This is a genomic window from Marivirga sericea, from assembly GCF_900177665.1.
Classification (GTDB): domain Bacteria; phylum Bacteroidota; class Bacteroidia; order Cytophagales; family Cyclobacteriaceae; genus Marivirga; species Marivirga sericea.
In genome coordinates this window covers 415,901-441,675 of sequence record NZ_FXAW01000002.1, presented here as the reverse complement: position 1 = coordinate 441,675, position 25,775 = coordinate 415,901, and the positions used below count along the sequence as shown (strand labels likewise).

Below are 25,775 nucleotides of genomic sequence, written 5' to 3'. Positions count from 1 at the left end.
ATAATCAGAACTTTTTGTTTCTATTTAGAAATCAAGCTAATAAGAAGACCTATATTGATTTATCTCATCATTAAATTCATAGAGGCCAATGTTAAATTATGTAAAGCATGTGCATAAAAAGCATATCTAAAACCTAGTCTGTAATTGATATAACCATAAAAATAACCCTTTATAAAATAAGGAATCAATATAATCAAATAAGCTAAAAAATTATCCTGCTTTCCAATTACATTTAAGTGCAATAAGGAAAATAAAATAGCCGAAATAATAATTAGAAATAAGGTAGAGGGTATCTTAATACTTTTAGATAATAATTTTAATAAAATGTAGGCTAAGCCTATTCCAAAAATAAAAAACATCAAATAAAATGATAATTCAGTTGAAATTGGAAATCGCTTATGGAAATCAGACAAGACCAATCCAAAAAGCACACAACAAAAACTTATTCCGAATAGAAATCTTATACGATTTTGACCTAACCACAACCTAAATGATGATTCTTCTACGAAAGGATGTAAAATTATAGTCAATAATAATATTGATAAAATTTTAAACCCTGAATCATCATTCCCAAATTAACTCCTACAGGATGAACATAGTTTTCATATAATCCATATTAGCTGCAACCATTTTAAAAATGGTAAAAATGGCCAATACTAATAAACCTAATCCATATATTTTTAGAGATAATTTAATTTCATTATCTTCAAGATAAATGGGCTGTAGTTTAACTATTTGTTTAAGTGATTTCAAGACTTACTTAGCTTCCAAATCAACACTATTACTATTGATCAAAGCCAATTCTTCAACACTAAGAGAAGCATTCTTGCAAGTACTTATTGTACAGATTTTAAAAAAATATTTAAGTATTCAAATATTATTATAAATCATAATTAATGTCGTTATTATTGAATATATTAACAATATAAAAAAACCTACTTTATATTCATTTTTAGTATTGGCTTTCATAAGAAAATTATTAATTAAAGCATAAAAATGTTAGCAACAATAAAATTTGTTGCTAACAAATATAAAAATTATTACATAAAGTGACTAGGATTAGTCCCATGAATTGGTGAATCTGGCGAGAAGCCAGCATCTACGTTAGCAGCCCATTCAGAAACACTATCCCATGCGGATCCTAATGCATAAAAAAAATCGTATGATGCTTTGTCACCACCTGATATGCAAAGAATTTCATTACTATCTAAATTATTTAATTCTAAATTTTCCATTTTTTCTGTTTTTTTTTAATTAATTAATTACAGTCGCTTGGTGGATTATAATTTCCATTAACACCGTCTTCAAAACCTTGTGCCATATCAGCTGCATTGTTATAAACATAAATCGCAGCACCTACAATTGTAATGCCAGCAGCAACTAAGCCAGCAATACTACCGCCATTCGTCTCATTTAATTCTTCAAACGATAAATTCTCCATGATTTCTACTAATTAATTGTTAACCTACTCTGTACCGTTTTCGGCATCCCGGGCTTGGTAACTCTTAGTGCACCTTTTATTACCTAACAATGCTAAAGTAGAATTTACCAGTCTCATTTTTTGAGACTGTAAAAATAATTTTGAGAAAAATTTTTGCTCTGCCAATGAAGTCTTTTTCCTCCACTTACTTTTTGAGTTTCATATTGATTTAAAGGTTCTACTTTAAAGCCAAACTTGATATTGATATCATGCTCGCAACAAAAACCTTTATTTCTCATATCGAAATAGATGGGGGCTCCATTTTTTTTGAAAGTCAATATATTCTTAGAGATAATTTTATTTTACTATCTTCTGCATTAATCGGTTGCAGTTTAATTATTTGCTTAAGTAGTTTCAAAACTTAATTTGCTTCGAAATCAATACTATCACTATTAATCAATTCCAATTCTTCGGCACTAAGGGAAACATGAGAAGCATTTTTCCAGAACTCTGTTTGATAATTGGTGCCATTCTTGGCAATTGATTTTTTACGATATTGATCGCCCCAGCTAATGCTCTCTTGATTTTCGGATGGTTTTAGGATACTTAGGTCATTGATAAAAGTATTGGTTTGATCTATTTTCTTATCATTAAAAAGCCTCATTTCGACATTCATCCTCACATAATCCAACATTAAATTATCCTCAATCGCACTATATTTTACTGTAACTCGATAATCCTTTATTTTTGATTTCATAATTACAGCATTAACAACCTTCATATTTTCTATGGAAATAGGATGCAACTGAAACTGAAGGTAAGAAATCGTGGAATCACCCTTATTCACTAAAATTTTACCATTACTATAAGTGTCACTCTCGGGTTTCTTTGGGCTAGCCAGAATAGTAATAAAAGACTCCCCATCTTTAATGGAATAATTATAGTTGTCAAAGTTATTTACGTTTAGAAAACGACTAACCCTGCTAGGATCAGTATAAGAAAGTGCACTTTCAAAACCTATAGGTGCTACTAGAGATAAATCAATTTCTTCACTCGTTTCTAAATTTACAGCTCTACTTTCCAGTAAGCTTGCTTCTATATTTAAATCACCCCTTTTCTCCTCCAGATAAAACTGCATAGAACCATCTGCAAATGAAATATACTTGTCATTCTCTAACGTAAACTCCTTATAGTAAGCATCATATTTGACAGGCAACTTTAATTTCCGTTCTGTATTGACCACAATATCTTTTAAAAATTGTTCTAAGGTCGTTTCTGCATAGACCACCACCTCATCTAACACAAAATCTTGTGGCTTGATATATACCGTATCTTTTAAATCTTTGGAGATAGTAAAAGCTGTGGTTTCATAATTCACATGATGGACAAATAGAGAGTCATTTTTTTGCCATGATTGTGGTATTTCAAATAATCCATTACTGTTACTTATGGCACTTTCTTTGGATTGTGTTTGATTTAGAATTAATGCGCTTTCAATAGGTTGACTATCTTCTTTATCCCATAAGACAAATTCTTTATTTTGACTGAAAGCATATTGAGCAATAAATGAAAAGCTTAGAATTAGTATTGTTGAAATTGGTTTCAATGAAGTTGATTTAGATGGTTTGTTAACTTTTATTTTGAATAACTACTTGGATTAATAATTAAGTCAAAGCACTCAAAAAAGAATAAATTTTATAATAAAAGTTTGCCTCATAAAAATATATACATTATTCCGATTTATTGAATCTTGATACCGATTGTTTGATTTTTTTATTTTTCCTGATATGAAAGACATATGACACACCAATTAAACTTGCTCCTGAAGCCATGAATAAAATGTCTGTTTTTTTATAATCTCTTATTAAACTTACAGTCGAATATCCAATCAAAGCCCCACCCAAAAGTGCAGTGATTTTTGTTATTGCACCATTTAATTTAGACTTTTTATAACTAGAATATGCAGATTGATTTGATTTAATGATATTTTCTAAGCCCTTAAATTCATACTCCATACCATTGTACATAAAGGACTCGTAATCATTAGTCACTATCTGATAATTTTTATCATTTTGAGAATGTACGAATTGAACATTCACTATTATAAAAATAATAAAAAATAAATATTTCATGTTTTTCTATTAATATATGATATTAAATAGGGGGGGGATACCCCCCCTATTTTAAAATTTTAATCAATTTGAGAGCCAATAACACCGCCAATCGCCACGCCTACTAAAATCGCTGCCCAATTTTCTTTAATAAAATCCCAAACTTTACCTCCACCTTCAATTTCAAGAAGTTCTTCTTTATTTAAAGTTGTAAATCCTAAAATATTGTTTTCCTTTTTCATTTTATTTAATTTTAATTACCATCAATTGATTCTAATAGTATTCCTATTGCAACTCCAATAACAACACCTAATGCTTTTTCCCAAAAACCTCCTCCAAAGGTTTGGGATAATTCAGCATCACTTAATTCTGAGAAATTTGAGCTTTCAAAATTTTCCATTTTAATATAGATTTTTTATTAACCTACTCTATACCGTTTTCAGCATCCCGGGCTTAGTAACTCTTAGTGCACCTTTTATTACCTCACGATGTAAATGTAGGTTTGACTAGTCTCATTTTTTGAGACTACTATAAAAAATTTGAGAAAATTTATTACTCTGCCAATTAAGTGCTTTACCTCCACTTACTTTTTGAGCTTCATATTGGTCTAATGGTTCCACTTTAAAACTGAATTCGATATTGATATCATGTTCATAACAAAAACTTTTATTGCTGACATCATAATAGATGGGTGCTCCATAATCTTTTAAAAAATCAATATATCTATAAAGCGATGCTTTGGACATCTCTAAACTTTCTGCAAATTCTTCTGGTCCGCCTGTAGCCTTTAATCTGATTTTCTGGTCAATAGCTTCCAGCTTTTGTAAATAATATTCAAGCTTCATTATACTAAGGTTTAATGGTTAAATAATTTTTTAATCTTCTAATACTTCTTTAGGCAATTGGTTCTGCCATAACTTATAATAATGACCTTTGCTTTTCATTAATTCGGGATAACTTCCCTCTTCTATTAATTTTCCATTTTCAAGTAATAGAATATGATCCGCATGAGAAGCCGAAGCCAAACGGTGCGTAATCATGATGATGGTTTTCCCTTGATTTTTTAAATCTCTTATGGTATTCAGAACATAATCCTCAGAGGTGGTATCCAATGCTGAGGTGGCTTCATCCATAATAATCAAATCAGGATCTCGGTACAAAGCCCTGGCAATTGCAATTCTTTGCTTTTGCCCACCAGATAAACTAGCTCCGTTTTCTCCCAAATAGGTTTGAAAATTATTAGGCAGGTTTTCAATAAACCTCATCATATCCAATTGTTGGCAGATCCTAATAATCTTTTGAAAATCAGGATTAAAATCACCCACCGCGATATTATCTATCACATTTCCTGCAAATAAATCTACTTTTTGGGGAACAATCCCCACCAAATGATTAAGGCTATCTTTAGAAATGTAATTGATATCATAATTATCGAAAAGCACTTTTCCTTCTTGTATCGGGTACAACCTTTGCAAAATGGCCATTATAGTGGTCTTACCTGAACCACTTTCACCTAACACAGCAGTTATTTGGCCTTTTTTAATTCTTAAATCTAAGTTTTCAAATACTTGCGCTCGGCTTCCATACCTAAAAGAAACATTCTTAAAAAAGATATCACCTGGTAACTGATTATCTTCAAGGTTTATTTGCCCATCATCTTTATCCGCTTCCAAATCCATTATTTCAAATAACCTATCAGAAGCAATCATAGCATTTTGAATGGTTTTATTGGCTCCAATTAAACTATTGGCAGGCCCTGTAAAATAACCTATCAAAGCATAAAAGGATAAGAGTTCCCCAGGTGTAATTTCAGTTTGCAATACATAGCCTGCACCCAACCAAAGTAATATAATTGTAAATAAACGAGACACAAACTCGGTGGAGCTAGTGGAAACAATAGCATTTCGGCCTGAGCTGTAAATACTATTCAACATATTAACAAAACGGGTTTCAGTTTTCATATTGGCAATATCTTCCATACCAAAACTTTTTACCGTCCTCATAGACGTAATGGACTCGACCAACTGTGATTCCAATTCTGCAGCGTTTTCCATTATTTTCCTTTCGGTCTTTTTATTAAACCTATTGGTAATAGTATAAATGATAGAGTAAAGCGGAATTACAATCAATACAATCAATGCAAGTTTCCAGTAATAGGTGAACATCAATCCGAAAGAAAAAATGATCACCAATACGTTTACCATCATATTAATCCCCACCTCATTAATAAAAGAACGGATTTTTACGGCATCACTGATTCGGGAAATGATTTCCCCAACTCTCATGGTATCAAAAAAACGTTGGGGCAACTGCATCAAATGCTTATAATATCCAAGGATAAGCCTAGCATCAATTTGTTGCCCGGTTCTTAACATAAAAATGGATTTAAGGACATTAATCAGGATTTGAATCACCAATAACCCAATCATGACCGTGCTCAATAGATTTAATAGGTTATTATTCCCATTGACAATCACTTGATCAACTATTTTTTGGACATAAATTGAGGTACTTAGTCCTAAAATAGTATAGATTACAGCACCCACTAAAATCTGTAGTAATAAACCCTTATGGGGATTTAATAGAAACCATAAACGAGAAGTAATAGAAACTTTATCATCTTTTGCTTTAAAGGACTCATTGGGCGAAAGTAAAATCAATACCCCTGACCAAATCTCTTTAAATTCCGCAGTGGTATATTTTTCCAATTTACCTCTTGCCGGATCCATGACAGTAATTTGCTCACTCGTAGCTTTATAAATCACTACATAATGGTGTAGGCGCTCTTTTATAATTACATGGGCGATAGCAGGAGTTGGAATTTTAGGCAAACTCTCAATAGGACCTTTAACTCCTTTTGCGGAAAAGCCCATTTTATCAGCTGCCTCGATCATCCCTAAAACATTCGTGCCCTTTTGATCAGTTGAGGCAATTTGCCGAATCTTAGAAACAGGTAGTTTTAAATTATAGTTGGCTGCTATAGAAGCTAAACATGCAGCTCCACAATCGGTGATATCCCTTTGCTTAATCAGCACATTCTTATTCATATCGATGTCTTTTTATTGGCGCTAGGAGCTAACCAGTCCTCAACTTTATCAAATAATAAATCAAACAAACTTCTTTCAGCAATTAAGAAATTCGCCTGAAAACTCATTCCTTTTCTCAACTCACCTTTATAGCCATTTTCAAGTTGCAGATATTGCTGGTTGGGTTTGCATCGCACGGTAAATACTGGTTCTTGATTATTAAGAAGACTAACATCATTAAAAATTTCCACAACTTCCGCTTCCAACATTCCCCACTGCTGGTAATTAAAAGCATCTACTCGGATTTTCACCTTTTGATTCTGTTTAATCAATCCAATATCTGTCGGCTTTATATAACAATCCAAAAGAAGATTCTCATTGGGTGAAATCACGCAGAGTTGTTGATTTGGATAGATAAAACCATTCTCGGATATACCTTCCAAATTTTGGATATAACCTGCTATCGGAGCTACTATTGTATATTGTTCCAATTCGGTATTGATCTGGTTTAGCCTGTTTTCCAATTCTGATAAATCCAATAATGCTCTCTGTAAATCAGAATTCCACTGTGCCTTGAATTTCTCTATTTCTAAACTCTTTTGATTAAGAAGAACATCCATTGCCAATTTCACCTCCTCAAGCTTAGCTTTAAATGAGGCATTTCCTTCAAATAAAGCTTTCTCTCTTTGGTAAGCATTCCTTTTGATTTTGATTTGTTGGTCTAAATCGCTTATTGATTTTTTGAGGTAATTATAGGATTGAATATATTTTAAAGACTTCAAATCTAAATTATCCTGAATATTTGACGATACTAAAGAATTCAAATCAGTCAACTCATCTTCTTTTATATCCCGTCTCTTTTGAATATCTACTTTCTGATTGTTTATGAATGTCTGATCCAAAATAAACAAGGTATCCCCGGATTCCACAAATTGATTAACCTTGATATTATTCTCTACTATCCTTCCAGTTGCACCGGCTACTATCTTCGACTGCAGCTGTTTGGATTGAACAACACCTGATCCGTTAAGATTTACATCGACCGTAATAAAAGGTAAAAGAGCACATGCAATTATGAGGACGAGTAAAATGATTTGATAAATGATGAGGCTTCGTGTAGAATGCTTATTGAGCAAAGCTTCCACACTAAAGCCTATAACTTCCTTTGGGAAGATAGACTTAGGACTATTGGGCATAATTTTAAGGTTGATAATTAGTTCGACCGCAAAACTAATGTCAATTTATTATTTGACCAAGCTTATCATAGGGGTGTTTCAAACTAAAAAAGGGGTGGTTTTTATATCCATTTAAGGGTATAATTTTACCAAAAAAGGGGTGGTTTAAATACGGTAAAAATGAAAAAAGGAATTAAATCTATCTAAGGCAGGTTTTGTATAAGTCTAATCATTGCTCCTTATTTGATAATGACTGAATTTTTAGCTTATTAATTTATCGGGATGATTGAATAAACGCCTTAAATATCTCTGAATTTTATATTATAACTCCCTAATCAAAACTAAATTCGATTTCCGAAAGATCATTGATAGAAATTGAATCATATTGAAAAACTTCTTCTAATTTAGATTCTGTCCAAAATTCAATCCTACTTGGAAATAATAAATTATCAAAGGATTAATAGTTTTTAAGTCTTACATATCCACTATGATAATTTACCTTTAAACAATCACAAGAGTACTCAACTATTCTCATATTTTCTTTATTCAATTTAAAAGTATAGAGCTGGCCTGCTTTAAATTCATATTTGAAAATAATAAAGGATTTAGTTTCTTCCAATAATTCAATTTCAGCATTTTTATAGGTATTATTCAACGCAAAATACAGATTGAATTTAACTAAATCATAATAAATGTCTTGGTCAAATTCAGATTTTTCAGTTTTCAACTTATCTCCATTTCTATATTGATAGTAGCCATTTTTGCTAACTATAGAGGTCAGACTATCACTTTCCTTATATACATGACTTTTAAAACTGTCAGGAAACAATTTAAAAATCTCAATTTTGGATGTATCAGCATTTATTAATTCACCTTTATAATAGATTGATATCAATCCGTTTAATTTGTTATCAGGATCTATTGATCCAATTACATTCTTAATAGCACTTCGTAAATACTCTTCACTGCTTTGAGCATTTAGCTTACTTGTAAGCAGTATAAGTAAAAAAAGAATTCTTAAAAAACGCATCATTAGGTTAGAATATTGAAAATTAGATCTTATTATAATAAAACCTAATTTACCTATGTATTAATTATATATATTCAAATTTTGACTTAAATATTTTTACCCATAAAGGTTTTAAATCTCCACCAACAAGGTGTTTCTTAACCACAGTGAATCATTCCATGATGTTGAGCCAGGAGTTGCATTATTCATTGCATTAATTGCATCACCAAGTGCCTCGTAATAAGCCAGCAAATCTCCTCCACTAATATTTTTTAATTCGCTTTTTGATAAATTTTCCATAATTTTTAATTTACTATTAACCTGCTCTGTACCGTCTTCAGCATCCCGGGCTTGGTAACTATTAGTGCACCTTTTATTACCTCATAATGCTAAAGTAGGATCTACCAGTCTCCTTTTTTGAGACTATATAAAAAAGTTTGAGAAAAGTATTTACTCTGCCAATGAAGTCTTTTTTCTCACTTACTTTTTGAGTTTCATATTGATTTAATGGCTCTACTTTAAAATTGAACTAAGTATCCACTACCCATATGTCAACTTAGCCACACCATTCTCCACTACCAATTCAACCTCAGCCCCATGAAACAAAGCCACATTAACCTCCCCATGCCCAATATGAAAATTAAAGCCAATGGGGAAATCATAACCTTCACAGTGAGCTAAAATAACCTCCTCCACTGACTGCCCATAAATAGATTTATCTTCAGTAAGATTAGAAAACTGTCCAACCACTAAACCAACCAAGTTTTCTAATTTACCTGCTCTTTTTAATTGCAACATCATTCGGTCAATATGATACAGAGGTTCTGCTACTTCCTCAATGAAAAGAATCTTATTCCTATAATCTAATTCCGTTTGGGTTCCGATTTGATGAACCAATAAGGATAAGTTCCCACCTATTAACTGCCCACTTGCTTTTCCTGATTTATTAAAAGTGCTTGTAGCATTTAAGCCGCTAATATTACCAGATAAAGATTCAATTAATTTGTTCTGATAATCTCCTGACAATCTTGGTAACCCTTGCAGTACACTGGCATGTAAAGAAGGGAAACCATTTAGGTAAGTGGTATGCAAAAGCGCTGTGATATCGCTAAAGCCAATAATCCACTTAGGATTTTGCTTAAATTGACTCCAGTTTAATTCATCAATGATATGGGTAATACCGAAACCTCCTCTTGCACAATAAATGGCTTTGGCTATTTTATGATCCAGTGCAAATTGCAAATCAGCAAGTCTTTCTTGATGTTTAGCTCCAAATTTAAAATGAGCATTAAATGCATTGAGGCTAAATTCAACTTTAAAGCCTGCCTTCTCTAAAAGCCTAGCCCCTTTTAACACCTCTTCTTTATCCACAACACCTGAAGGGCTGATTACTAAGATTAAATCATTTTTACTAAGAAAAGATGGATAATTGCTCATAACATTAGAAATAAAAAAAGCCCTGAATAAATTCAGGGCTAATTTCAACAAATTTCTATTAAATAGAAATTAATATATTTTCGATACTTTCTACTCGTCTGTTGCAGATGCTGCTGGAGCCTCTACACCTAATTTATTTAAAACTAATTCAGAGATATCACCTGAATCTTCATCAGCAATAAACAATAAAGCTTCCGCTCTTAGCACGTGACTATAACCATTTTCCTCAGCCACTTTGTCGATCGCATTTTGGATTTTCTCATATAGTGGTTGGTATAATTCCTGCTGCTTACGAGCAATTGATTGCTCAGCATCTTGTTGGAACTTTTGCAAAGACTGCTGTAAACCTTGCAATTCTTGCTCTTTTTCAGCTCTCACTTGCTCAGTCATAGTGGGAGCATTTTGCTGATACTCCGCAACTTGTGCTTGAAAATCTTGATACTTCTGCTGAATTGAATTTGAAAATTGCTTTTCGTAAGCCTCTACTTGAGATTGTACCTCCTTAGATTCAGGCATTAAACTCAAAACATAATCAGCATTAGTAAATCCTATTTTTGTATCTTGGGCACTTGCTGTATAAAATAAGCCCAACGCTAAAACTAATATTAATCCCTTTTTCATCTGTTTATTTTAAATTTTAATGATTTGATAAAACTTTGGACTGCGAAAATAAGCTTTTGAGGCTAAACCGCTAGTGATTATTTAAGCAACTTCAGTTTCATCATTATTATTTACACTTTATTAATTTTTATTTAAATCATTTTCGTCAATCAATCCTAACTCTTCTAGAACCAAGTCTGTATAATCATGAACAGGATCTGTATATATCATGATCAATTCACCAGCTTTATCAAACACTATTTGTAACCGCTCCTTCTTTGCTACAATTTCCACCGCTTCAAACACTTGGTCTTGAACTGGTTTCACCAATTCTTTCTTTTTTAAAAAAAGTAAGCCATTAAAACCAAACACTTTGTTTTGATATTCTTCAACCTCTTTTTCTTTTTTCTCAATCTCTGCTAATCTTTCTTCTTTAAGTTGCTTTGTAAGCAGTACTTCTTCTGCCTTCAATTCAGCATACTTTGATTCTATTTCTTTTCGCATCTGCTTGATTTCATTTTGCCATGCAGAAGTTAAAGCATCTATCTCTTGTTTTGCCTCACTATACTCAGGCATTTTACTCAGAATAAATTTAGAATCAACATATCCAAATTTCTGTGCGCTCGCCATTTGCGAACTCAGACTTAAAATTACAATTGTTATTAGGACTTTAACAAATCTCATACCAATTTATCTTTGCTGATTACCAATTGTAAAGTGAATTTGTCCACCACTTGCTCTGTTTGTGCCTGGTGCGTTGTCAAATCCATAACCCCAATCGATACCAATAGTACCAAAAGCTGGCATAAATATCCTAGCACCAACACCAGCCGAACGCTTCAAATCATATGGATTGTACTCACTGAAATCAGTCCATGTATTTCCAGCCTCTCCGAAGCCTAATACAAAAATTGTTGCAGAAGGATTAAGTGAAATAGGATATCTTAACTCCATTACAAATTTATTGTAGATAGTTCCTCCACTTATTTGACGATTATTAACTGATCCATTTTCGAAACTACTTACGGTTTCAGTTGGCCTTAAAGAATTATCTTCATAACCCCTTAACGCTATAATGTCACTACCCAATATAAATCCTTGCCCAGCAAGTCCAGAACCACCCAGTATAAATCTTTCAAATGGCCCAACACCTACTTTATCTCCATAACTAGAGATAATTCCGAAGTTAGCTCTTGTATTCACAACCAAATCACCTACAACCTGATTGAAGAATGAAGCATCAAACATCCATTTGTTGAATTCTAAGAAGTTTATGCTCTCTTCGAAGGACAGCTCATCATAATTTCTATTATTCAACAAACTATAAGGAGGGGTTAAAGAAACCGCTAGGCTTATATTCGACCCACTTCTCGGATAAATAGGATTATCGACACTATTTCGTGCAATGGTCGTTTTAAAGTTAATATTATTAGATTCACAAGTAGTACACCCTAATTGAAATCCTATTCTCTGTGAATTATTTAATGTATATCTAGAATACTCTATTGAATTGGCTAAAGTGAAATAGTTATCTGGCCATTTCAATCGTCTCGATAAACTCACAAATCCTCTAAAAATTCTAAATGAACCTGAAATCCCCGATCTTGGGTCTCTGAAATTAACAAAGTCTCCTTGGTAAGAATAACTACCACCAACTGTTAATGCATTAGGCTTTTTACCTCCCAACCATGGTTCAGTAAAAGAAAAATTATAGCTCTGAAACTGTCTTCCATTTGCTTGGAATTGAAGAGAAAGTACTTGGCCATCACCCACTGGAAGTGGATCCCAATTCCCAAAATCAAGGAAATTATTCAATGAAAAGTTATTAAAGGTCACCCCTAAACTTCCCACAAAACCAATAAAACCACCCCATCCACCTGATAATTGGATTTGGTCATTTGACACTTCCTCTAATTCCCAATTAATATCAACTGTACCGTCACTTGGATTTGGCACCGGCGTTGGATCTACGGTTTCAGGATTGAAATATCCTAACTGCGACAATTCTCTTTGGGTTCTGATAAGCTTTTTGCGGCTAAATTTCTCTCCAGGAATAGTTCTCAGCTCTCGTAGCACGACATGATCGTTCGTCCTGGTATTTCCATTAATGGTCACTTTATTAATAGTAGCTTGCGCACCTTCGTAAACTCTTAACTCCAAATCAATGGAGTCTTGTTCCACATTAACTTCAACAGGCGTAACATTAAAAAACAGATACCCATTATCCATGTAAATAGAACTGATATCATTTCCTGTTGGATCATAGTTTAGTTTTCTATTGATTTTCTCTAAGTTGTAGACATCGCCCTTATCAATATTAAGTACGGCACTTAGAACTTCATCATTATATTTAAAATTACCCGTCCACTTAATATCTCGGAAATAGTACTTTTGCCCCTCATCTACTCCAATTTCGATGGATATATCCTGACCTTCCGTAAAAATACTATCGTAAGATATCTCGGCATCCCTATATCCTCTGCTGTTATAAAAATCAATTAGTGTATTTTTATCTTCTTCATAATCTGCCTTCACCAACTTTGATGACTTAAAGAAGTTTACATTAACATGTTCACCAAAGTAGTCTAAAGCTCGATTTAAACCAACAGAATCTTGTTGAGCAAATAATTGAAACCAGTGCTTCGGTTTAGAATGTATAGCACGGCTCACCAAATCTTCGAATAAGGAAAATCTCAATCTTTCATTGGTATTCTTCAATCTACCTTTCAATCTTCTGTCACCAAAAGCCTCATTACCAACAATGTATATATCAGCTACCTTTACTTTATTCTTTTTATCAATATCAAATATCAATTCCACCCCATTCCCTACGAGATTATCTGGTTTCTGGGTTGACTTCACTTCTACATTAAGGTAACCTTTCCCTTTAAAATATTTGATAATGTTTAATTCTGCATTTTTTACAGATGCATCTGTTAATATCCTACCCTTTACTAAACTCAATTCATCCGATACTTCAGAGATTTTTGATTTTTTGATTCCCTGAAAAGTGTATTTAGTCAATCGAGGTCGCTCAGTAAGTTCTAGTATCAACTTAATTTTACCCTCTTCTACTACTTCGTATTTAATTGTAACATCTGCAAAGAGGCCCTGTCTCCACATCTTTTTGATAGCAAAAGAAATGTCGTCACCAGGAATATCGATCCTATCTCCTTTGGAGATTCCTGTAATCGCAATTACAGCTCCTTCATCCAGGTATTCTAATCCATTAGCCACCACTTCCACAATCTCATATTTTCGTGGTTTGCTATAATCCAAGGATGGATTGATTTGCGCTGATAAAGTGTAAGCGCTAAATAAAATGCTAATTATAATTAATAAATGTCGTTTCATTCACTTAATACTTTTCCAAATCTTCTTTCTCGAGACTGGTAGTTTAATAATGCTTCCGTTAAATGCTCTTTCCTAAAATCAGGCCAAAGAACATCTGTGATAAATATTTCAGTATAAGCTAATTGCCAAAGCATAAAATTGCTAATTCTAAACTCTCCACTAGTTCTAATCAAAAGTTCAGGATCAGGAATCCCTGCTGTTGACAAATAATTTTCAAATCTCAGGTCGGTAAGATCATCAGAATTTAATCCAGCCGCTTTTGTATCGTCCATTGCTTTTCTACAAGCTTGAACTATGTCCCATTTCCCACTATAATTCAAGGCTAAAATTAAATTCAATCCTTTATTACCTGCAGTTTGCTCTTTAGCAGATTGCAATTCTTTATAACATTTATTTGGTAATTTTTCTATATCTCCTATCGATGAAAGCCTAACATCATTTTCCATTAGTGTTTTCATCTCACTTTTTATCGTAGAAACTAGTAATTGCATCAAAGCATCTACTTCCATTTTAGGTCTAGCCCAGTTTTCAGTTGAAAAAGCATACAAGCTTAAATGAGATATACCTAATTCTGCGGATCCTTCCACAGTATCCCGAACAGCCTTAATAGCATTTTTATGACCAAAAACCCTAGCAGCACCTTGCTTTTTGGCCCATCTCCCATTACCGTCCATAATAACGGCTACATGTTTTGGTAAATTGTTTTTATCCAAACTTTTTTCCATGTTCAATCACCTGCTCCAAATAAAGGCGCAAGGTACAAAAATCATTACTATTAATAAACTTGTGAAGAGTTTCTACTTTTATTTTTTCAATGGAACGGGACAATCCACTTCCCAAAAAGTATAACTTATAGAAATAGTGGTGGAATAATACCAATCATTATCATTCCAATCGCCAAATTGGAAATCGGAATTTCTTTTATCCGTCACTTCTTGCAGAGATATATTATCTAAATAATCGTAGAACAATTTTCTAGCTGAAAACTCAAAATTTAACGTCCATAGAGGTCCTAAACTATATTTGATACCACCTCCAAATGGGATCATTAGCTGAATGTCACTGTAATCAGCATTTTTCTCTGCTCTATTTATCAGGAAAAACCCTGCTCCTACTGTCAAATAAGGCGTGAATTTCACTAATGCTCTATCAGTTCGGAAATCTAAAAACTCATAAGTAGCTTGACCTGAAATTTCTGTAATGAAGTCTTGGAAAGAGGCGCTCCTGACTTGAGCTTGTGGATCTATTGGATTTTGGTCGCTTCCTTTTATTCTGCCGGCTTCAAAATTCAATTTGGCTGCCCATCCGTCATCATAATTTTTCACGTAAAACAAATTCACTCCAAGTGATTGGTTTTGAATATCATAGGTACGAATTAAGTCACCAGTATAATTGAAACTAGCTACTCCGACACCAAATTCCTTAGATTGTGCTTCCGCTTCGCTCAATCCAAGAAGAAAGGCGAATGATAAAAAGGTGATCTTAAGTACCCTAAATTTTATGAATGAAATTCTCAACATAAATTACCTAAACTTTGCACCTCTAACGAGCCCACCGCCCAAAATGTATGTCAAAGAGATATTTGTAGTAATATAAATGTCATTATCATTTCGATTTCCTCTAATGTTACGTCTAACATCATCATTCCCAATACCAGCTGCACCTCCATATCCTTTAGCTCTAGACCATAGTAAATCCGAAAATTCGGAAGAATAAGTATCGGTTCCAGGGACGTAAACAAATTCTTGAATATTATTGAAATCTTCTTGAGAAAACTGATTAGACAAATCTGACATTGCCATCGCTAGAGCGATATTCTCGTCTCCTTGAGCATCTGCTAGTGAACCGAATGCTCCCAAATCAACATATTCTCCGCTTACGTCATCCAAATAATCAGTAAACGTATGTCGATATCCTAGCTCCAAAGCAATATCCAAGTTGTTTGTTAGTTTGTATCGAGCCCCTATTCCTAACGGCAAAACTATCTGAAGTCGACTATAAGGATTCGGGACATCTTTGCTGTATGCTTCTCTGTAAGCTTCCCTAGTCTCAGCATCAAAAAATTGCCCTTCAGTCCCTAAATCTCTAAGGGACACCCATTGACCAGCATTTGTACCTAAAGAGATAGTTTCTCCTTGACCTTGAAAAGCACCAGTGTAAAAATTATCAGGAGCTAGTCCTTTTGGATTATGATAAAATAGTCCTGCTCCAAAAGTAACATACACGTTCAAAGGAGGACGGGAAGAAAATCTTCCTCCATGCTTAAAAAGATCGAATTGTCCTTGAACAGTAAGTTCATAAATATCATTTCGAAATGATAAATTCCTTAGGTAACGATTAGCATTTTCTTGAACAAAATTATTTCCTTCTGGTGATACTGTTTCTCGATCAGAGGACTGAAGCCTTCCCCACATAAAATTCACTTTCCAGCTATACCTATCCCCAAATTTTTGCTTTATAAACAGATTTACTCCTGGTCTAGTAAATGAGATATCAGTGCTTAAAGTATTAGGTCTTGGTGCTATTTCACCAAAGTAGTTCAGGGCATTTATCCCTCCTCCTATTGCAAAATATGAAATCTCAGGATTAACAAGCTTCTTAGATCCTGAAAAGGAACCTATTTTTCGACTACTTTTTCTTCTTTTGTTTTTCCCACCAAAAATTTGAGCATCAGATGCTTCTGGCATGATCATTAAAGCCGACATTAAAATAGAAAAGCTTAGTATTAGTTTCTTCATATCTGTACAGGTTCTTGACTTAAAGAGCAAAAATAAGGGAAATAATTTAAATATATGGCACTCAATTCCTTAAATCTAATCCCCAATTCAATTTTTGCCGTAACGTATCAAAATAATTCAATTGGTCAAACGTAATCAAATTTGCTTTAAATTCTCCTTTTCTAACTGACATTTTGATCGAAGAATCGACAGAATGCGATTTTGAGTCGAGGGATACCAGGAATTTGTTGCTACGTCCCTCAATTTTGAAAGTGATAACACTCTGATCTGAAACGATTAAGGGCCTAACATTTAGGTTATGAGCGCTTACTGGGGTAATCACAAAATTGTTTGAGTGTGGTAATATGATTGGACCACCACAGCTCAATGAATAGCCCGTTGAGCCAGTAGGAGTAGCTACTATTAATCCATCTGCCCAGTACGAGTTTAAATACTCTCCATCGACATAAGTATGAACCGTAATCATGGATGACGAATCTGTTTTCAGAATTGCAAATTCATTCAAAGCAAAAGGTTTCTTTCCAAATACTTTTGAATCTGTTTCTAAATAAATCAAAGCCCGACTGTCAATTTTAAAATTTTTTTTCAGTAAGTCTGAAAGTGCTTTATCAATTTTATCTTTAGGTGTCGTTGCTAAAAAGCCTAATCGGCCTGTATTGATCCCTAAGATTGGTATTTCTAGTTTACCTACATAATTCACAGCCTCTAATAAGGTACCATCTCCGCCTAAACTAATGAGGTAATCAACATTATCGTCAGCATCTAATTTTCTGAAAATTTCAAAATCTGCATACTCTGGAAAGGCCTCTGTGAACTTCTTGGCGAACAATTGGGACACAATCAGCTCCACGTGAGAGCCAATCAAAATATCTACTACTCTTTTAATGTGGGGCTTGACCTCATCATTAAATACTTTACCATGAAGTGCAATCTTTACTGAATTAAGCATCTAAATATCTCATTAGCATATCCAACCTTTCCTTTTCGTTGGATACTGTTTTCACTTCTTGATACTTGGCTATCACTTTGAAACCAAAGCGTTCCAATGTAGCAATTATATGAGTTAGATCTACTTTATTGATTTTTAGTGTCAATCGAAATTTAGTGGGCTCATTCTTTTCAATATTCAAGCTCGAGCCCATTACTTGTGCTTCATTTGACTCAATCAAACGACTAATTTCACTCAAAGAATAATCTGCTTGATTCATTGATAAGACTATCACACCGCCTTCACTTTGAATAGAGGCTGATTGTGAAAATATCGAGAGCGCATCTGAGAGTACAATTACTCCCAAATATTCCTCCTCTTCATTGAGGACAACTGCACATTCAAAATCAAAATCTGTAGCTTTCTTTACTGCCTCATAAGTGTGCTGATAATCAAAAATAAAACAGTCTTCTCCTTTCAACATGAAGTCACCCGCTTTGGCATCAACATTATTTTGATCAATGATCATATCTTCAGTCAAGAATCCTAGGAATTTTTTATCCTTAATGACTGGCAATGCATGAAGCCGCAACTCTTCCATCCAAACCAAGGCTTTAGCTGCATCATCTGTCACCTTAAGAGGTGGAATCATATCATTTATTAAATCTATCGTCATGCTGTTGTTACAAGTTCTGTACTTTTCAACCAATCATCCAAATAATTGTTAAAGATCTCAGGGTGTTCCATCATTGGCGCGTGACAACATTTATCTATAAATTTCAAAGTTGTATTTGGAATCAACTTGTCAAATTCGTGTGCTACCATGGGCGGAGTAATGGTATCATTTAAGCCCCAAACCAATAAAGTCGGTGCTGTTATTTTTTTTATCTCCTCTCGCATGTTGTGTCGCTGAGCGGATTTTGCTATGGCAACTATACGCATGCATTTTGGAATACTCTTAGTCGTCTCAAAAACTTCATATACCAATTCTTTTGTGGCGGTTTTTGGATCGTAGAAAGTGTAGGCTACTCTTTCTTGGATGTAATCATAACTTCCTCTTTTTGGGAATGAACCTCCCATTGTATTTTCAAAAAGACCTGAACTTCCCGTTAAAACGAGGCGACTAATCTGATCAGGATGTCGTAATGTATAAATTAAGGCGACATGGCCTCCTAGTGAATTCCCAATTAAGGTCATCTTTTCCAATCCTTGCTGCTCAACAAATCCTTCTACGAAATCTGTTAATGCTCCTAAGCCCGCCTGCTTGATTGGCATATCATATATCGGCAATAATGGAATTAAGACACGATATTCTTGAGAAAACTTACTTACAACTGCTTCCCAATTGCTTAATGCACCAAATAAACCATGTAAAAGGACTAAGGGTTCTCCTGCACCTTCATCTATATAACTATACTCTCCTTCTTTATGTATTTTCATAATCTAATTTAATTCAATAAAAATATACTCTTCAACTAAAAGAATAATGCCTTAGCAATATCTGCGTTTCATTATTCAACAAACGCTAGAATATAACTTATGGTTAAATATATCAATTTCCTTTAAAATACTACAATTTATTCATTATTGCCTCTTTTTTGTGGTCGACTATCACTTTCCAATTGGAAAGAATTTTCAATCCGAAGTTACTTAATGCTGCTTCAGGGTGATATTGAATTCCATAAATTGGAAGATATTTATGTTTAAAAATCATGTTTTCCCCTTCTTTGGTCTTAGCTAAAGAAACGAGCATTGTTTCTTCTATATTTTTCACCACTAAAGAATGATATCTCACAACCTCAAAATCATCATGAATCCCTTCGAACAAACTATCCTCTTTCTCTACATGAATCTTTGAAATCTTACCATGCATTGGTTTGATAGCTTTCACAACATTCGCTCCAAAAAACTTAGCAATTGCCTGATGTCCAAGACAAATCCCAAGAATTGGAATCTCATTTTCAAAAAACTCAATATAGTCCATTAAAAAACCAGCCTCCTCCGGCTTACCCGGCCCAGGAGACAAGACCACAGCAGAATATTTATTCTTGTCTAACTGATCTGGAGATACATCATTTCGCACAATCTGACACTCCAATCCCAGTTGATTGAAGTAGTCAACCAAATTATAGGTAAAAGAGTCAAAATTATCCACCATTAAAATCATGACTGTTCAAATAAAAATTGAGATTTTAATTGGTCAAATACATCTTGAATAAAAGGCAAATAGGTTGAAATTAAATCTACAACAAATGGCGCTATTGATGCTACTACAGGATAGATATATGTTCCTTCAGCCATTTCAGCTGAAATACTAATATCAATTGATTCTCCCAACCATAGCACTAAACTAACTCCAAAAGCCCACTTCAACAAGCCGATTACTGCACCAGCGAAATTATCCAAGCCTCCTAAAAGAGTCATATCCAAAATCTTTTTGACGATCTTCCCTATCAGGTTTACTATTAATAAAATAGCTATAAAAAGTAAAACAAAAGATATAATGGGTAGTGCTTGCTCCCAATTTTCGAAATAGGGTTGCAAAACTTCCATTCCAAAATCTAAAAGTTTAAAAGCACCGATTATAGCTAAAACCAGTGCTAATAAAGAAACTATCTCTAAAAGAAGTCCTTTTTTAAAGCCCAAATATGCTCCAAAAAATAATGGTATCAGTAAAACGATATCCAGAGTTTTCAAGAAGTGAGGATTTGTTTTACTAACTGAGAAATCATTTTTCCATCAGCTTTACCAGCTAATTCCTTTGTGGCTATCCCCATAACCTTACCCATATCCTGAGGACCTGCAGCACCTATCTTAGTAATTATTCCTTGTAATTCTGATTTCAATTCCTCTTCCGACATTTGCTTTGGCAAATATTTTTCGATTACTTTCAACTCCAAAAGTTCCGCCTCTGCCAGTTCATCTCTACCATTCTCTTTGTAGGTTTCTGCAGATTCCTTTCTTTGCTTAGCAGCCTTCATTAGTAATTTCATTTCTGCATCTTCAGAAAGATTATCTTCTGCACCCTTTTCAGATTCAGCCATTAAAATCATAGACTTTATAGAACGCAATGCTTGAAGCTCTTCTTTATTCTTAGCCTTCATTGCATTTTTAATATCCGAATCAATTTGTTGTTTTAAGCTCATAGTAAATTTTTAAAATCATTAACTTGCCGACAAAGTTATCATATAAAAATAAAATTATGACAAGCTTAAGCGTCAATATCAATAAGATTGCCACTTTGCGTAATGCAAGAGGCGGTGAAAACCCTAATGTAGTAAATGTTGCTAAGGATTGCGAACGATTTGGTGCGCAAGGAATTACCATTCATCCAAGGCCGGATGAACGGCATATCACCACAAAAGATGTATATGATTTAGCTCCAATTGTGACTACTGAATTCAACATTGAAGGTTATCCTGATGATAGATTTTTAGAATTAGTTGAAAAGAATACCCCTGCTCAAGCTACTTTAGTTCCGGACCCTCCTGGTGTGCTAACTTCTAATGCTGGCTGGGATACAATCAAACACAATGACTTCTTAACTGATATAATTTCTCAATTGAAAAGTATGGGAGTTCGAACTTCCATTTTTATTGGAACGGACATTCATCTAATTGAGGCGGCTGCTAAAATAGGAACTGACAGAATCGAGCTTTATACCGAACCTTATGCTGCTAATTACGCTAAGCATAAAGAAGGGGCAATAGAGCCCTTTGTTATGGCTGCCAGAAAGGCGAAAGAATTAAATCTGGGAATTAATGCAGGCCACGATCTGAGTTTAGAAAACTTAAGATATTTAAAAGAAAAAATTCCATTTATTGATGAGGTAAGTATCGGACATGCTTTAATTTGCGATGCACTTTACTATGGACTTGAAAATACAATTCAACTCTACCTTCGAGAACTCAGAGAAGAGGGAAGTTAGAAGTTGGCAGCTCGAAGTTGGAAGTGGGGTGTAGGATGAAGTGCAAGAAGCACTTAGGTCATTACCGAAGGTCAGACCGGAAATTCCCAAAGGAAGCCTTGAAAGTTGGAACTTGGGTGTGCGGTGAAGGATGAAATCGATGTAAATAAAACTGTCTTGATTCTTGAATCTAGACTGTAAAAATATGAAATATGAAATTGAATTATAAAGAATTGGGTGATGGCGGACAGCCATTGATTATTTTACATGGGCTTTTCGGTTCTTCAGATAATTGGATGACCATTGGACGAAAGTTAGCAGAGAAATTTCATGTTTATTTAGTAGATCAGCGGAATCATGGTGACTCACCACATGATGATGTTCACAACTACGAGGTAATGGCTGCTGATTTGGAAGAATTTATTGACTCTAATAAGATTGAAAATCCTCATATAATTGGACATTCTATGGGAGGAAAAACAGCTATGTATTTTGCAGTCGAGCATCCTGACTTATATGATAAGTTAATAGTGGTAGACATTGCTCCCAAAGCATACCCCGTCCATCACGACACTATTTTGGAAGGTCTTTGTAGCCTTAAATTAGATGAGCTTGAATCTAGAGGTGATGCAGATAAAAAATTATCAGAATATGTTCCAGAAAAAGGAGTTAGGCAATTCCTATTGAAAAACTTGACTAGGAATGATGATAAAGAATTTGAATGGAAAATTAATCTAGCCATTTTAGAAAAAAATATTGAGGTAGTTGGGAAAGGTTTAGAAAAAAGATTATCCACTGAAAAAGATGTGTTATTTATAGGAGGTAAAAATTCTAATTACATTAAATCTGAAGACCATATTGCTATCAACAATTTCTTCCCAAATGCTAGGATTAAAATGGTGGAAGGTGCAGGACATTGGATTCATGCTGAAAAACCAGAAGAGTTTCTCAGCTTGGTTGAAGACTTTTTAAGATAAATAATCTTTACAATTTTGATTTTATTGCTATGAAAACTACCCTTTTACATTGCATTTTTCTAATTATTCCATTTTTGGGTTTCTCTCAAAATCCAAATTATGATAAATCATTGGCGGACTCATTAGGTGCCGATGATTATGGAATGAAATCCTACAGCTTAGTTATGCTGAAATCAGGTGGTGGAAATATTGAAGACAAATCAAAGGTTGACAGCCTATTTAGAGGGCATTTAGATAATATTGGTCGATTAGCCAAAGAAGGGAAAATTATTGTAGCCGGGCCAGTAGAAAAAAACGATAGGAATTACCGAGGTATATTCATTTTTGACGTGCAAGATAAGGCCAAAGTAGCAGAACTCTTACAGACAGATCCTGCCATCAAAGCAGATCTTCTGGCTTACGATATTTATAATTGGTATGGCTCAGCTGCTCTGTCAGTATATTTGGAAACACATTCCAAAATTGAAAAAATTCGTCCCTAAATCAAAAGTCAGCTATGCAAATACAATATGCACTTGAACTTCTTGGGACACTAGTTTTTGCAATTTCAGGTGCGTTGGCAGTAAAAGACAAATCTGAAGATTGGTTTGGCGCAGGATTTACAGGATTTGTGACTGCCATCGGTGGCGGAACTTTACGTGATATCATGCTGGGTAGCTACCCCCTATCTTGGGTCGGAGACATGAATATTATCTATACCATTCTATTTGGAGTATTGCTGACAAGCTTTTTTAACAAATTTTTACAAAATTTACGAAAAACGCTGAGCCTTTTTGATTCAATGGGAATTGCACTTTTCACAGTTGCTGGAGTAGAAAAAGCTTTATCAATGGGACTCAGGTGGGAAATAGCCGCCATAATGGGCATGTTTTCAGCTGTTTTTGGTGGGGTTATTCGCGATACTTTAGTTAATGAAACTCCAGTTATTTTTAGAAAAGAAATTTATGCAAGTGCATGTCTATTAGGTGGAATGCTGTATACGCTATTAAATTATTTTCAACTCGATAGGGACATTAACTTTATTGTTACAGCTTCATTCATAATGTCAGCACGCCTCTTAGCTGTTAAATATCATATTAACTTTCCGAAAATTTGATTTCAAAGCTCAATATCTTCTAATCCCAGTTCTTGGGTTAAGAATTCAATTACTTCATTCTCCTCTTCCGAAACACCATCTGAAGCACTGGCGAAAAGATACATAGTCTCCACAACAAACTCCTTCGAAGTTTCATTTTCCTTAAAATAATCCTTCAAGGCATCTAGAAACTTAGTCTGCCACTTATCTAAATTCTTAACTAAATGTCGGAACTCCGATCTATAAATAAGCATTAGATTTTCCTCTTTCTCCTCTCCCAAGTCCTCAGAGGCAAATTCATCTCCAAGAATTTTAGCCAGCCTTTTTACAGTCACCCATTCGTCTTGATCAACAATTCCATCCGACATCACTACCCTGAGCGCTGGAAAAAGATTTACAATATAAACGAATTGCTCTTTGTTTAATTTAATGAAACGCTCTTGCGTATACTCTTTAAAAAGTTGATCTATTTTTGACATTTTATGAATAAAAAATTAAGCTTACATAATTGGTGCTCTTGAGTCGTCCTCAACATCTGGGGGATTTAATAATAAAACATACTGATCGTACCTTTCCAAAATCTCTTTAACATAATTCACTGGCTCCTCTCCTCTACAATAACCATACTTGACCACTGGATCTGTATAATACTTCTTTTGAGATTTTAACAATAAGTACTTTTCAACATTCTCATCCCATTTGGCTGGGTTTCCACCGTATTTCTTGGTTAAGCGAATAGCATCTTGCATATGGCCAATACCAACATTATAGGCAGCCAAAACATATTTTTGTCTCTCAACACTATCCGCTACATGTTTTTTAAATGATTTCTGCAACCAATTAATATACTTTCCACCTGCTTCTAAGCTTTGATTAGGGTCATATAAGTTTGTAGCTCCAAATTCCTCTGCAGTCGGCTCCATCATTTGCATCAGTCCCACAGCACCCGCCCATGACTTCACATTAGGGTCGAACTTACTTTCCTGATAAATTAAAGCCGCCAACAATTTCCAGTCCCATCCAATTTTTTCGGCAGTTGCTTTAATCTCTTCATCGAAAGGCGAAAGCTTATCACCGCCCACAGATGAAAATTCGGAGTATGACCGATTTGCAGATCGCTTCAAGTTCTTAAAATACTTATTGTAGATCACATAATAATCAGTTTCCTTTTGCCTGTCCTCTAACCAGGCGTTGATCTTAGTCTCCAAAGTATCTGCATTCGACCTCAATGCCCACGCAATCTGTTGAGAAAAACTAATTGGTGTTTTAACATCTAAAATAGGATGGTAAGTAGCGTTCAGCATTGCAACATCTTCATCGGCCACGGTATATTCTATCTCACCATCAGCTACCATTTTAACCAAGGTCTCAACCTCTAAACTACTACTATCTTCAATAATCACGATGTCACCTCCAATTTCATCTGAGAGATTTGCTAAGCGCGTTGAAAAGGCCGAGCTCTTCCGCACATGAATCTCTTTTCCGGTCAATTGTATAGGGTCACGTAGTAGTTCATTCTCTATTTCATGTATCTTCATCTCTCTCCAATTTTCGGGCTTTCTCTGTACCAATACTTGCCTGACAAAATACAATGGATTAGTGAAATCTACGAATTGCTTTCTTTCCTTTGTTACTGTTAGATTGAAAGCAGCAATATCTGCCTCTCCTCTATTAACCTTTTCTAAAGCAGATGAAATACTATTATCTTTAATAATTTTCAATTCAACATCTAAATCACTAGCTAACCAATTGAGCATTTCAAATTCATAACCCATAGGCTGCCCTTTATAGATAAAGTAGCTAGTGGCGCTATTGTCTACTACGGCTATTAGATATCCTCTTTCTTTAATTTTCGCAAAATCAAAATCTACTGGTTCGATGGCGTAAGACAAATCCTGCGATTGCGTGTCTGTTTTAGTTGAACAAGCCCACGTAGAGCCAAGTATTACAATCAGAATGACATAAAAAGACTTGTTGAATATTTTCATCATATCTTTAGTTTAAGGTTGTGAATATAA

At 34.3% G+C, this 25,775-nt stretch carries 31 protein-coding genes; 4 read left to right on the top strand and 27 right to left on the bottom strand.

From position 1 onward, the window contains the following. Positions 1–59: 59 nt before the first annotated feature. The 25 genes from B9Y84_RS21040 to B9Y84_RS07160 all read right to left on the bottom strand — a co-directional run bounded on the left by B9Y84_RS21040 (position 60) and on the right by B9Y84_RS07160 (position 20,944). The gene (locus B9Y84_RS21040; RefSeq protein WP_394334689.1) at positions 60–359 is read right to left on the bottom strand and encodes a CPBP family glutamic-type intramembrane protease; all 300 of its coding nucleotides are present in this window, start codon (positions 357–359) and stop codon (positions 60–62) included. Positions 360–1,040: 681 nt separating this feature from the next. Then, positions 1,041–1,235 (bottom strand): hypothetical protein, encoded by a 195-nt coding sequence (locus B9Y84_RS07260; protein ID WP_085516416.1) that lies wholly within the window; start codon positions 1,233–1,235, stop codon positions 1,041–1,043. Positions 1,236–1,258: 23 nt separating this feature from the next. Next, complete coding sequence (locus B9Y84_RS07255; protein ID WP_085516415.1) at positions 1,259–1,441, bottom strand: hypothetical protein; 183 nt, start codon at positions 1,439–1,441, stop codon at positions 1,259–1,261. 400 nt (positions 1,442–1,841) lie between these two features. After that, positions 1,842–3,026 (bottom strand): hypothetical protein, encoded by a 1,185-nt coding sequence (locus tag B9Y84_RS07250; RefSeq protein WP_085516414.1) that lies wholly within the window; start codon positions 3,024–3,026, stop codon positions 1,842–1,844. A 124-nt stretch (positions 3,027–3,150) separates the two neighbouring features. Continuing rightward, the gene (locus tag B9Y84_RS07245) at positions 3,151–3,552 is read right to left on the bottom strand and encodes a hypothetical protein (RefSeq protein WP_085516413.1); all 402 of its coding nucleotides are present in this window, start codon (positions 3,550–3,552) and stop codon (positions 3,151–3,153) included. 59 nt (positions 3,553–3,611) lie between these two features. Further along, positions 3,612–3,773: a Blp family class II bacteriocin gene (locus B9Y84_RS20405; RefSeq protein ID WP_139827975.1), complete on the bottom strand. Its 162-nt coding sequence runs from the start codon at positions 3,771–3,773 to the stop codon at positions 3,612–3,614. An 11-nt stretch (positions 3,774–3,784) separates the two neighbouring features. Then, positions 3,785–3,931, bottom strand: a complete 147-nt coding sequence (locus B9Y84_RS20575; protein WP_176223739.1) for a hypothetical protein — start codon at positions 3,929–3,931, stop codon at positions 3,785–3,787. 112 nt (positions 3,932–4,043) lie between these two features. Continuing rightward, positions 4,044–4,376, bottom strand: a complete 333-nt coding sequence (locus tag B9Y84_RS07240) for an HTH domain-containing protein (RefSeq protein WP_085516412.1) — start codon at positions 4,374–4,376, stop codon at positions 4,044–4,046. Positions 4,377–4,406: 30 nt separating this feature from the next. Continuing rightward, positions 4,407–6,578, bottom strand: a complete 2,172-nt coding sequence (locus tag B9Y84_RS07235; protein ID WP_085516411.1) for a peptidase domain-containing ABC transporter — start codon at positions 6,576–6,578, stop codon at positions 4,407–4,409. Continuing rightward, positions 6,575–7,753 (bottom strand): HlyD family secretion protein, encoded by a 1,179-nt coding sequence (locus B9Y84_RS07230; protein ID WP_085516410.1) that lies wholly within the window; start codon positions 7,751–7,753, stop codon positions 6,575–6,577. Before B9Y84_RS07230 ends, B9Y84_RS07235 begins: the two co-directional genes overlap by 4 nt. Before the next feature lie 436 nt (positions 7,754–8,189). After that, positions 8,190–8,765, bottom strand: coding sequence for a hypothetical protein (locus B9Y84_RS07225; protein ID WP_139827974.1), 576 nt, complete (start codon positions 8,763–8,765; stop codon positions 8,190–8,192). Between the two features lie 108 nt (positions 8,766–8,873). Further along, positions 8,874–9,041: a bacteriocin gene (locus B9Y84_RS20400; RefSeq protein ID WP_139827973.1), complete on the bottom strand. Its 168-nt coding sequence runs from the start codon at positions 9,039–9,041 to the stop codon at positions 8,874–8,876. 240 nt (positions 9,042–9,281) lie between these two features. Then, positions 9,282–10,178, bottom strand: coding sequence for a S66 peptidase family protein (locus tag B9Y84_RS07220; protein ID WP_085516408.1), 897 nt, complete (start codon positions 10,176–10,178; stop codon positions 9,282–9,284). 90 nt (positions 10,179–10,268) lie between these two features. Then, positions 10,269–10,799 carry an OmpH/Skp family outer membrane protein gene (locus B9Y84_RS07215; protein ID WP_085516407.1) on the bottom strand — a complete coding sequence of 177 codons (531 nt, stop codon included), beginning with the start codon at positions 10,797–10,799 and terminating at the stop codon, positions 10,269–10,271. A 120-nt stretch (positions 10,800–10,919) separates the two neighbouring features. Beyond that, entirely contained in the window at positions 10,920–11,462 is a 543-nt protein-coding gene (locus tag B9Y84_RS07210; protein WP_085516406.1) for an OmpH/Skp family outer membrane protein, read from the bottom strand. Between the two features lie 6 nt (positions 11,463–11,468). Further along, on the bottom strand, positions 11,469–14,132 hold the full coding sequence (locus B9Y84_RS07205; RefSeq protein WP_085516405.1) for a BamA/OMP85 family outer membrane protein: 2,664 nt from the start codon (positions 14,130–14,132) through the stop codon (positions 11,469–11,471). Then, a complete protein-coding gene (locus tag B9Y84_RS07200; protein WP_085516404.1) occupies positions 14,129–14,857 on the bottom strand; it encodes an isoprenyl transferase in 729 nt (242 codons plus the stop codon). The genes B9Y84_RS07205 and B9Y84_RS07200 overlap by 4 nt, the downstream gene beginning before the upstream one ends. A gap of 78 nt (positions 14,858–14,935) precedes the next feature. Further along, positions 14,936–15,652: a type IX secretion system protein PorG gene (gene porG / locus B9Y84_RS07195; protein ID WP_085516403.1), complete on the bottom strand. Its 717-nt coding sequence runs from the start codon at positions 15,650–15,652 to the stop codon at positions 14,936–14,938. Positions 15,653–15,655: 3 nt separating this feature from the next. Further along, on the bottom strand, positions 15,656–16,870 hold the full coding sequence (locus B9Y84_RS07190) for a DUF6089 family protein (protein WP_139827972.1): 1,215 nt from the start codon (positions 16,868–16,870) through the stop codon (positions 15,656–15,658). Positions 16,871–16,931: 61 nt separating this feature from the next. After that, positions 16,932–17,819, bottom strand: a complete 888-nt coding sequence (locus B9Y84_RS07185) for an NAD kinase (RefSeq protein WP_085516401.1) — start codon at positions 17,817–17,819, stop codon at positions 16,932–16,934. Next, on the bottom strand, positions 17,812–18,474 hold the full coding sequence (locus tag B9Y84_RS07180; protein ID WP_085516400.1) for a CBS domain-containing protein: 663 nt from the start codon (positions 18,472–18,474) through the stop codon (positions 17,812–17,814). The genes B9Y84_RS07185 and B9Y84_RS07180 overlap by 8 nt, the downstream gene beginning before the upstream one ends. Continuing rightward, entirely contained in the window at positions 18,471–19,238 is a 768-nt protein-coding gene (locus B9Y84_RS07175) for an alpha/beta fold hydrolase (protein ID WP_085516399.1), read from the bottom strand. The genes B9Y84_RS07180 and B9Y84_RS07175 overlap by 4 nt, the downstream gene beginning before the upstream one ends. Before the next feature lie 130 nt (positions 19,239–19,368). Next, positions 19,369–19,956 carry an anthranilate synthase component II gene (locus B9Y84_RS07170; protein WP_317043236.1) on the bottom strand — a complete coding sequence of 196 codons (588 nt, stop codon included), beginning with the start codon at positions 19,954–19,956 and terminating at the stop codon, positions 19,369–19,371. A 5-nt stretch (positions 19,957–19,961) separates the two neighbouring features. Beyond that, the gene (locus B9Y84_RS07165) at positions 19,962–20,495 is read right to left on the bottom strand and encodes a CvpA family protein (RefSeq protein ID WP_085516397.1); all 534 of its coding nucleotides are present in this window, start codon (positions 20,493–20,495) and stop codon (positions 19,962–19,964) included. Then, complete coding sequence (locus B9Y84_RS07160; RefSeq protein ID WP_085516396.1) at positions 20,492–20,944, bottom strand: GatB/YqeY domain-containing protein; 453 nt, start codon at positions 20,942–20,944, stop codon at positions 20,492–20,494. Before B9Y84_RS07160 ends, B9Y84_RS07165 begins: the two co-directional genes overlap by 4 nt. A 56-nt stretch (positions 20,945–21,000) precedes the next feature. Here B9Y84_RS07160 and B9Y84_RS07155 point away from each other — a divergent pair, with 56 nt between their 5' ends. The 4 genes from B9Y84_RS07155 to B9Y84_RS07140 all read left to right on the top strand — a co-directional run bounded on the left by B9Y84_RS07155 (position 21,001) and on the right by B9Y84_RS07140 (position 23,778). After that, positions 21,001–21,726 carry a pyridoxine 5'-phosphate synthase gene (locus tag B9Y84_RS07155; protein WP_085516395.1) on the top strand — a complete coding sequence of 242 codons (726 nt, stop codon included), beginning with the start codon at positions 21,001–21,003 and terminating at the stop codon, positions 21,724–21,726. Between the two features lie 191 nt (positions 21,727–21,917). Beyond that, positions 21,918–22,682 carry an alpha/beta fold hydrolase gene (locus B9Y84_RS07150; protein WP_085516394.1) on the top strand — a complete coding sequence of 255 codons (765 nt, stop codon included), beginning with the start codon at positions 21,918–21,920 and terminating at the stop codon, positions 22,680–22,682. A gap of 29 nt (positions 22,683–22,711) precedes the next feature. Next, positions 22,712–23,164, top strand: a complete 453-nt coding sequence (locus tag B9Y84_RS07145; protein ID WP_085516393.1) for a YciI family protein — start codon at positions 22,712–22,714, stop codon at positions 23,162–23,164. A gap of 14 nt (positions 23,165–23,178) precedes the next feature. Then, positions 23,179–23,778, top strand: coding sequence for a trimeric intracellular cation channel family protein (locus B9Y84_RS07140; protein ID WP_085516392.1), 600 nt, complete (start codon positions 23,179–23,181; stop codon positions 23,776–23,778). Between the two features lie 2 nt (positions 23,779–23,780). Here the strand turns inward: B9Y84_RS07140 and B9Y84_RS07135 are convergent, their stop codons facing one another. Beyond that, the gene (locus B9Y84_RS07135) at positions 23,781–24,236 is read right to left on the bottom strand and encodes a hypothetical protein (RefSeq protein ID WP_085516391.1); all 456 of its coding nucleotides are present in this window, start codon (positions 24,234–24,236) and stop codon (positions 23,781–23,783) included. 21 nt (positions 24,237–24,257) lie between these two features. Then, positions 24,258–25,748, bottom strand: coding sequence for an MltF family protein (locus tag B9Y84_RS07130; protein ID WP_245830834.1), 1,491 nt, complete (start codon positions 25,746–25,748; stop codon positions 24,258–24,260). Positions 25,749–25,775: the final 27 nt, after the last annotated feature.

Bases quoted from the DNA above. Each gene is read 5' to 3' on its own strand.
- B9Y84_RS21040 (WP_394334689.1), bottom strand. From the start codon at position 359: ATGTTTTTTATTTTTGGAATAGGCTTAGCCTACATTTTATTAAAATTA.
- B9Y84_RS07260 (WP_085516416.1), bottom strand. From the start codon at position 1,235: ATGGAAAATTTAGAATTAAATAATTTAGATAGTAATGAAATTCTTTGC.
- B9Y84_RS07255 (WP_085516415.1), bottom strand. From the start codon at position 1,441: ATGGAGAATTTATCGTTTGAAGAATTAAATGAGACGAATGGCGGTAGT.
- B9Y84_RS07245 (WP_085516413.1), bottom strand. From the start codon at position 3,552: ATGAAATATTTATTTTTTATTATTTTTATAATAGTGAATGTTCAATTC.
- B9Y84_RS20405 (WP_139827975.1), bottom strand. From the start codon at position 3,773: ATGAAAAAGGAAAACAATATTTTAGGATTTACAACTTTAAATAAAGAA.
- B9Y84_RS20575 (WP_176223739.1), bottom strand. From the start codon at position 3,931: ATGGAAAATTTTGAAAGCTCAAATTTCTCAGAATTAAGTGATGCTGAA.
- B9Y84_RS07240 (WP_085516412.1), bottom strand. From the start codon at position 4,376: ATGAAGCTTGAATATTATTTACAAAAGCTGGAAGCTATTGACCAGAAA.
- B9Y84_RS07235 (WP_085516411.1), bottom strand. From the start codon at position 6,578: ATGAATAAGAATGTGCTGATTAAGCAAAGGGATATCACCGATTGTGGA.
- B9Y84_RS07230 (WP_085516410.1), bottom strand. From the start codon at position 7,753: ATGCCCAATAGTCCTAAGTCTATCTTCCCAAAGGAAGTTATAGGCTTT.
- B9Y84_RS07225 (WP_139827974.1), bottom strand. From the start codon at position 8,765: ATGATGCGTTTTTTAAGAATTCTTTTTTTACTTATACTGCTTACAAGT.
- B9Y84_RS20400 (WP_139827973.1), bottom strand. From the start codon at position 9,041: ATGGAAAATTTATCAAAAAGCGAATTAAAAAATATTAGTGGAGGAGAT.
- B9Y84_RS07220 (WP_085516408.1), bottom strand. From the start codon at position 10,178: ATGAGCAATTATCCATCTTTTCTTAGTAAAAATGATTTAATCTTAGTA.
- B9Y84_RS07215 (WP_085516407.1), bottom strand. From the start codon at position 10,799: ATGAAAAAGGGATTAATATTAGTTTTAGCGTTGGGCTTATTTTATACA.
- B9Y84_RS07210 (WP_085516406.1), bottom strand. From the start codon at position 11,462: ATGAGATTTGTTAAAGTCCTAATAACAATTGTAATTTTAAGTCTGAGT.
- B9Y84_RS07205 (WP_085516405.1), bottom strand. From the start codon at position 14,132: ATGAAACGACATTTATTAATTATAATTAGCATTTTATTTAGCGCTTAC.
- B9Y84_RS07200 (WP_085516404.1), bottom strand. From the start codon at position 14,857: ATGGAAAAAAGTTTGGATAAAAACAATTTACCAAAACATGTAGCCGTT.
- porG (WP_085516403.1), bottom strand. From the start codon at position 15,652: ATGTTGAGAATTTCATTCATAAAATTTAGGGTACTTAAGATCACCTTT.
- B9Y84_RS07190 (WP_139827972.1), bottom strand. From the start codon at position 16,870: ATGAAGAAACTAATACTAAGCTTTTCTATTTTAATGTCGGCTTTAATG.
- B9Y84_RS07185 (WP_085516401.1), bottom strand. From the start codon at position 17,819: ATGCTTAATTCAGTAAAGATTGCACTTCATGGTAAAGTATTTAATGAT.
- B9Y84_RS07180 (WP_085516400.1), bottom strand. From the start codon at position 18,474: ATGACGATAGATTTAATAAATGATATGATTCCACCTCTTAAGGTGACA.
- B9Y84_RS07175 (WP_085516399.1), bottom strand. From the start codon at position 19,238: ATGAAAATACATAAAGAAGGAGAGTATAGTTATATAGATGAAGGTGCA.
- B9Y84_RS07170 (WP_317043236.1), bottom strand. From the start codon at position 19,956: ATGGTGGATAATTTTGACTCTTTTACCTATAATTTGGTTGACTACTTC.
- B9Y84_RS07160 (WP_085516396.1), bottom strand. From the start codon at position 20,944: ATGAGCTTAAAACAACAAATTGATTCGGATATTAAAAATGCAATGAAG.
- B9Y84_RS07155 (WP_085516395.1), top strand. From the start codon at position 21,001: ATGACAAGCTTAAGCGTCAATATCAATAAGATTGCCACTTTGCGTAAT.
- B9Y84_RS07150 (WP_085516394.1), top strand. From the start codon at position 21,918: ATGAAATTGAATTATAAAGAATTGGGTGATGGCGGACAGCCATTGATT.
- B9Y84_RS07145 (WP_085516393.1), top strand. From the start codon at position 22,712: ATGAAAACTACCCTTTTACATTGCATTTTTCTAATTATTCCATTTTTG.
- B9Y84_RS07140 (WP_085516392.1), top strand. From the start codon at position 23,179: ATGCAAATACAATATGCACTTGAACTTCTTGGGACACTAGTTTTTGCA.
- B9Y84_RS07135 (WP_085516391.1), bottom strand. From the start codon at position 24,236: ATGTCAAAAATAGATCAACTTTTTAAAGAGTATACGCAAGAGCGTTTC.
- B9Y84_RS07130 (WP_245830834.1), bottom strand. From the start codon at position 25,748: ATGATGAAAATATTCAACAAGTCTTTTTATGTCATTCTGATTGTAATA.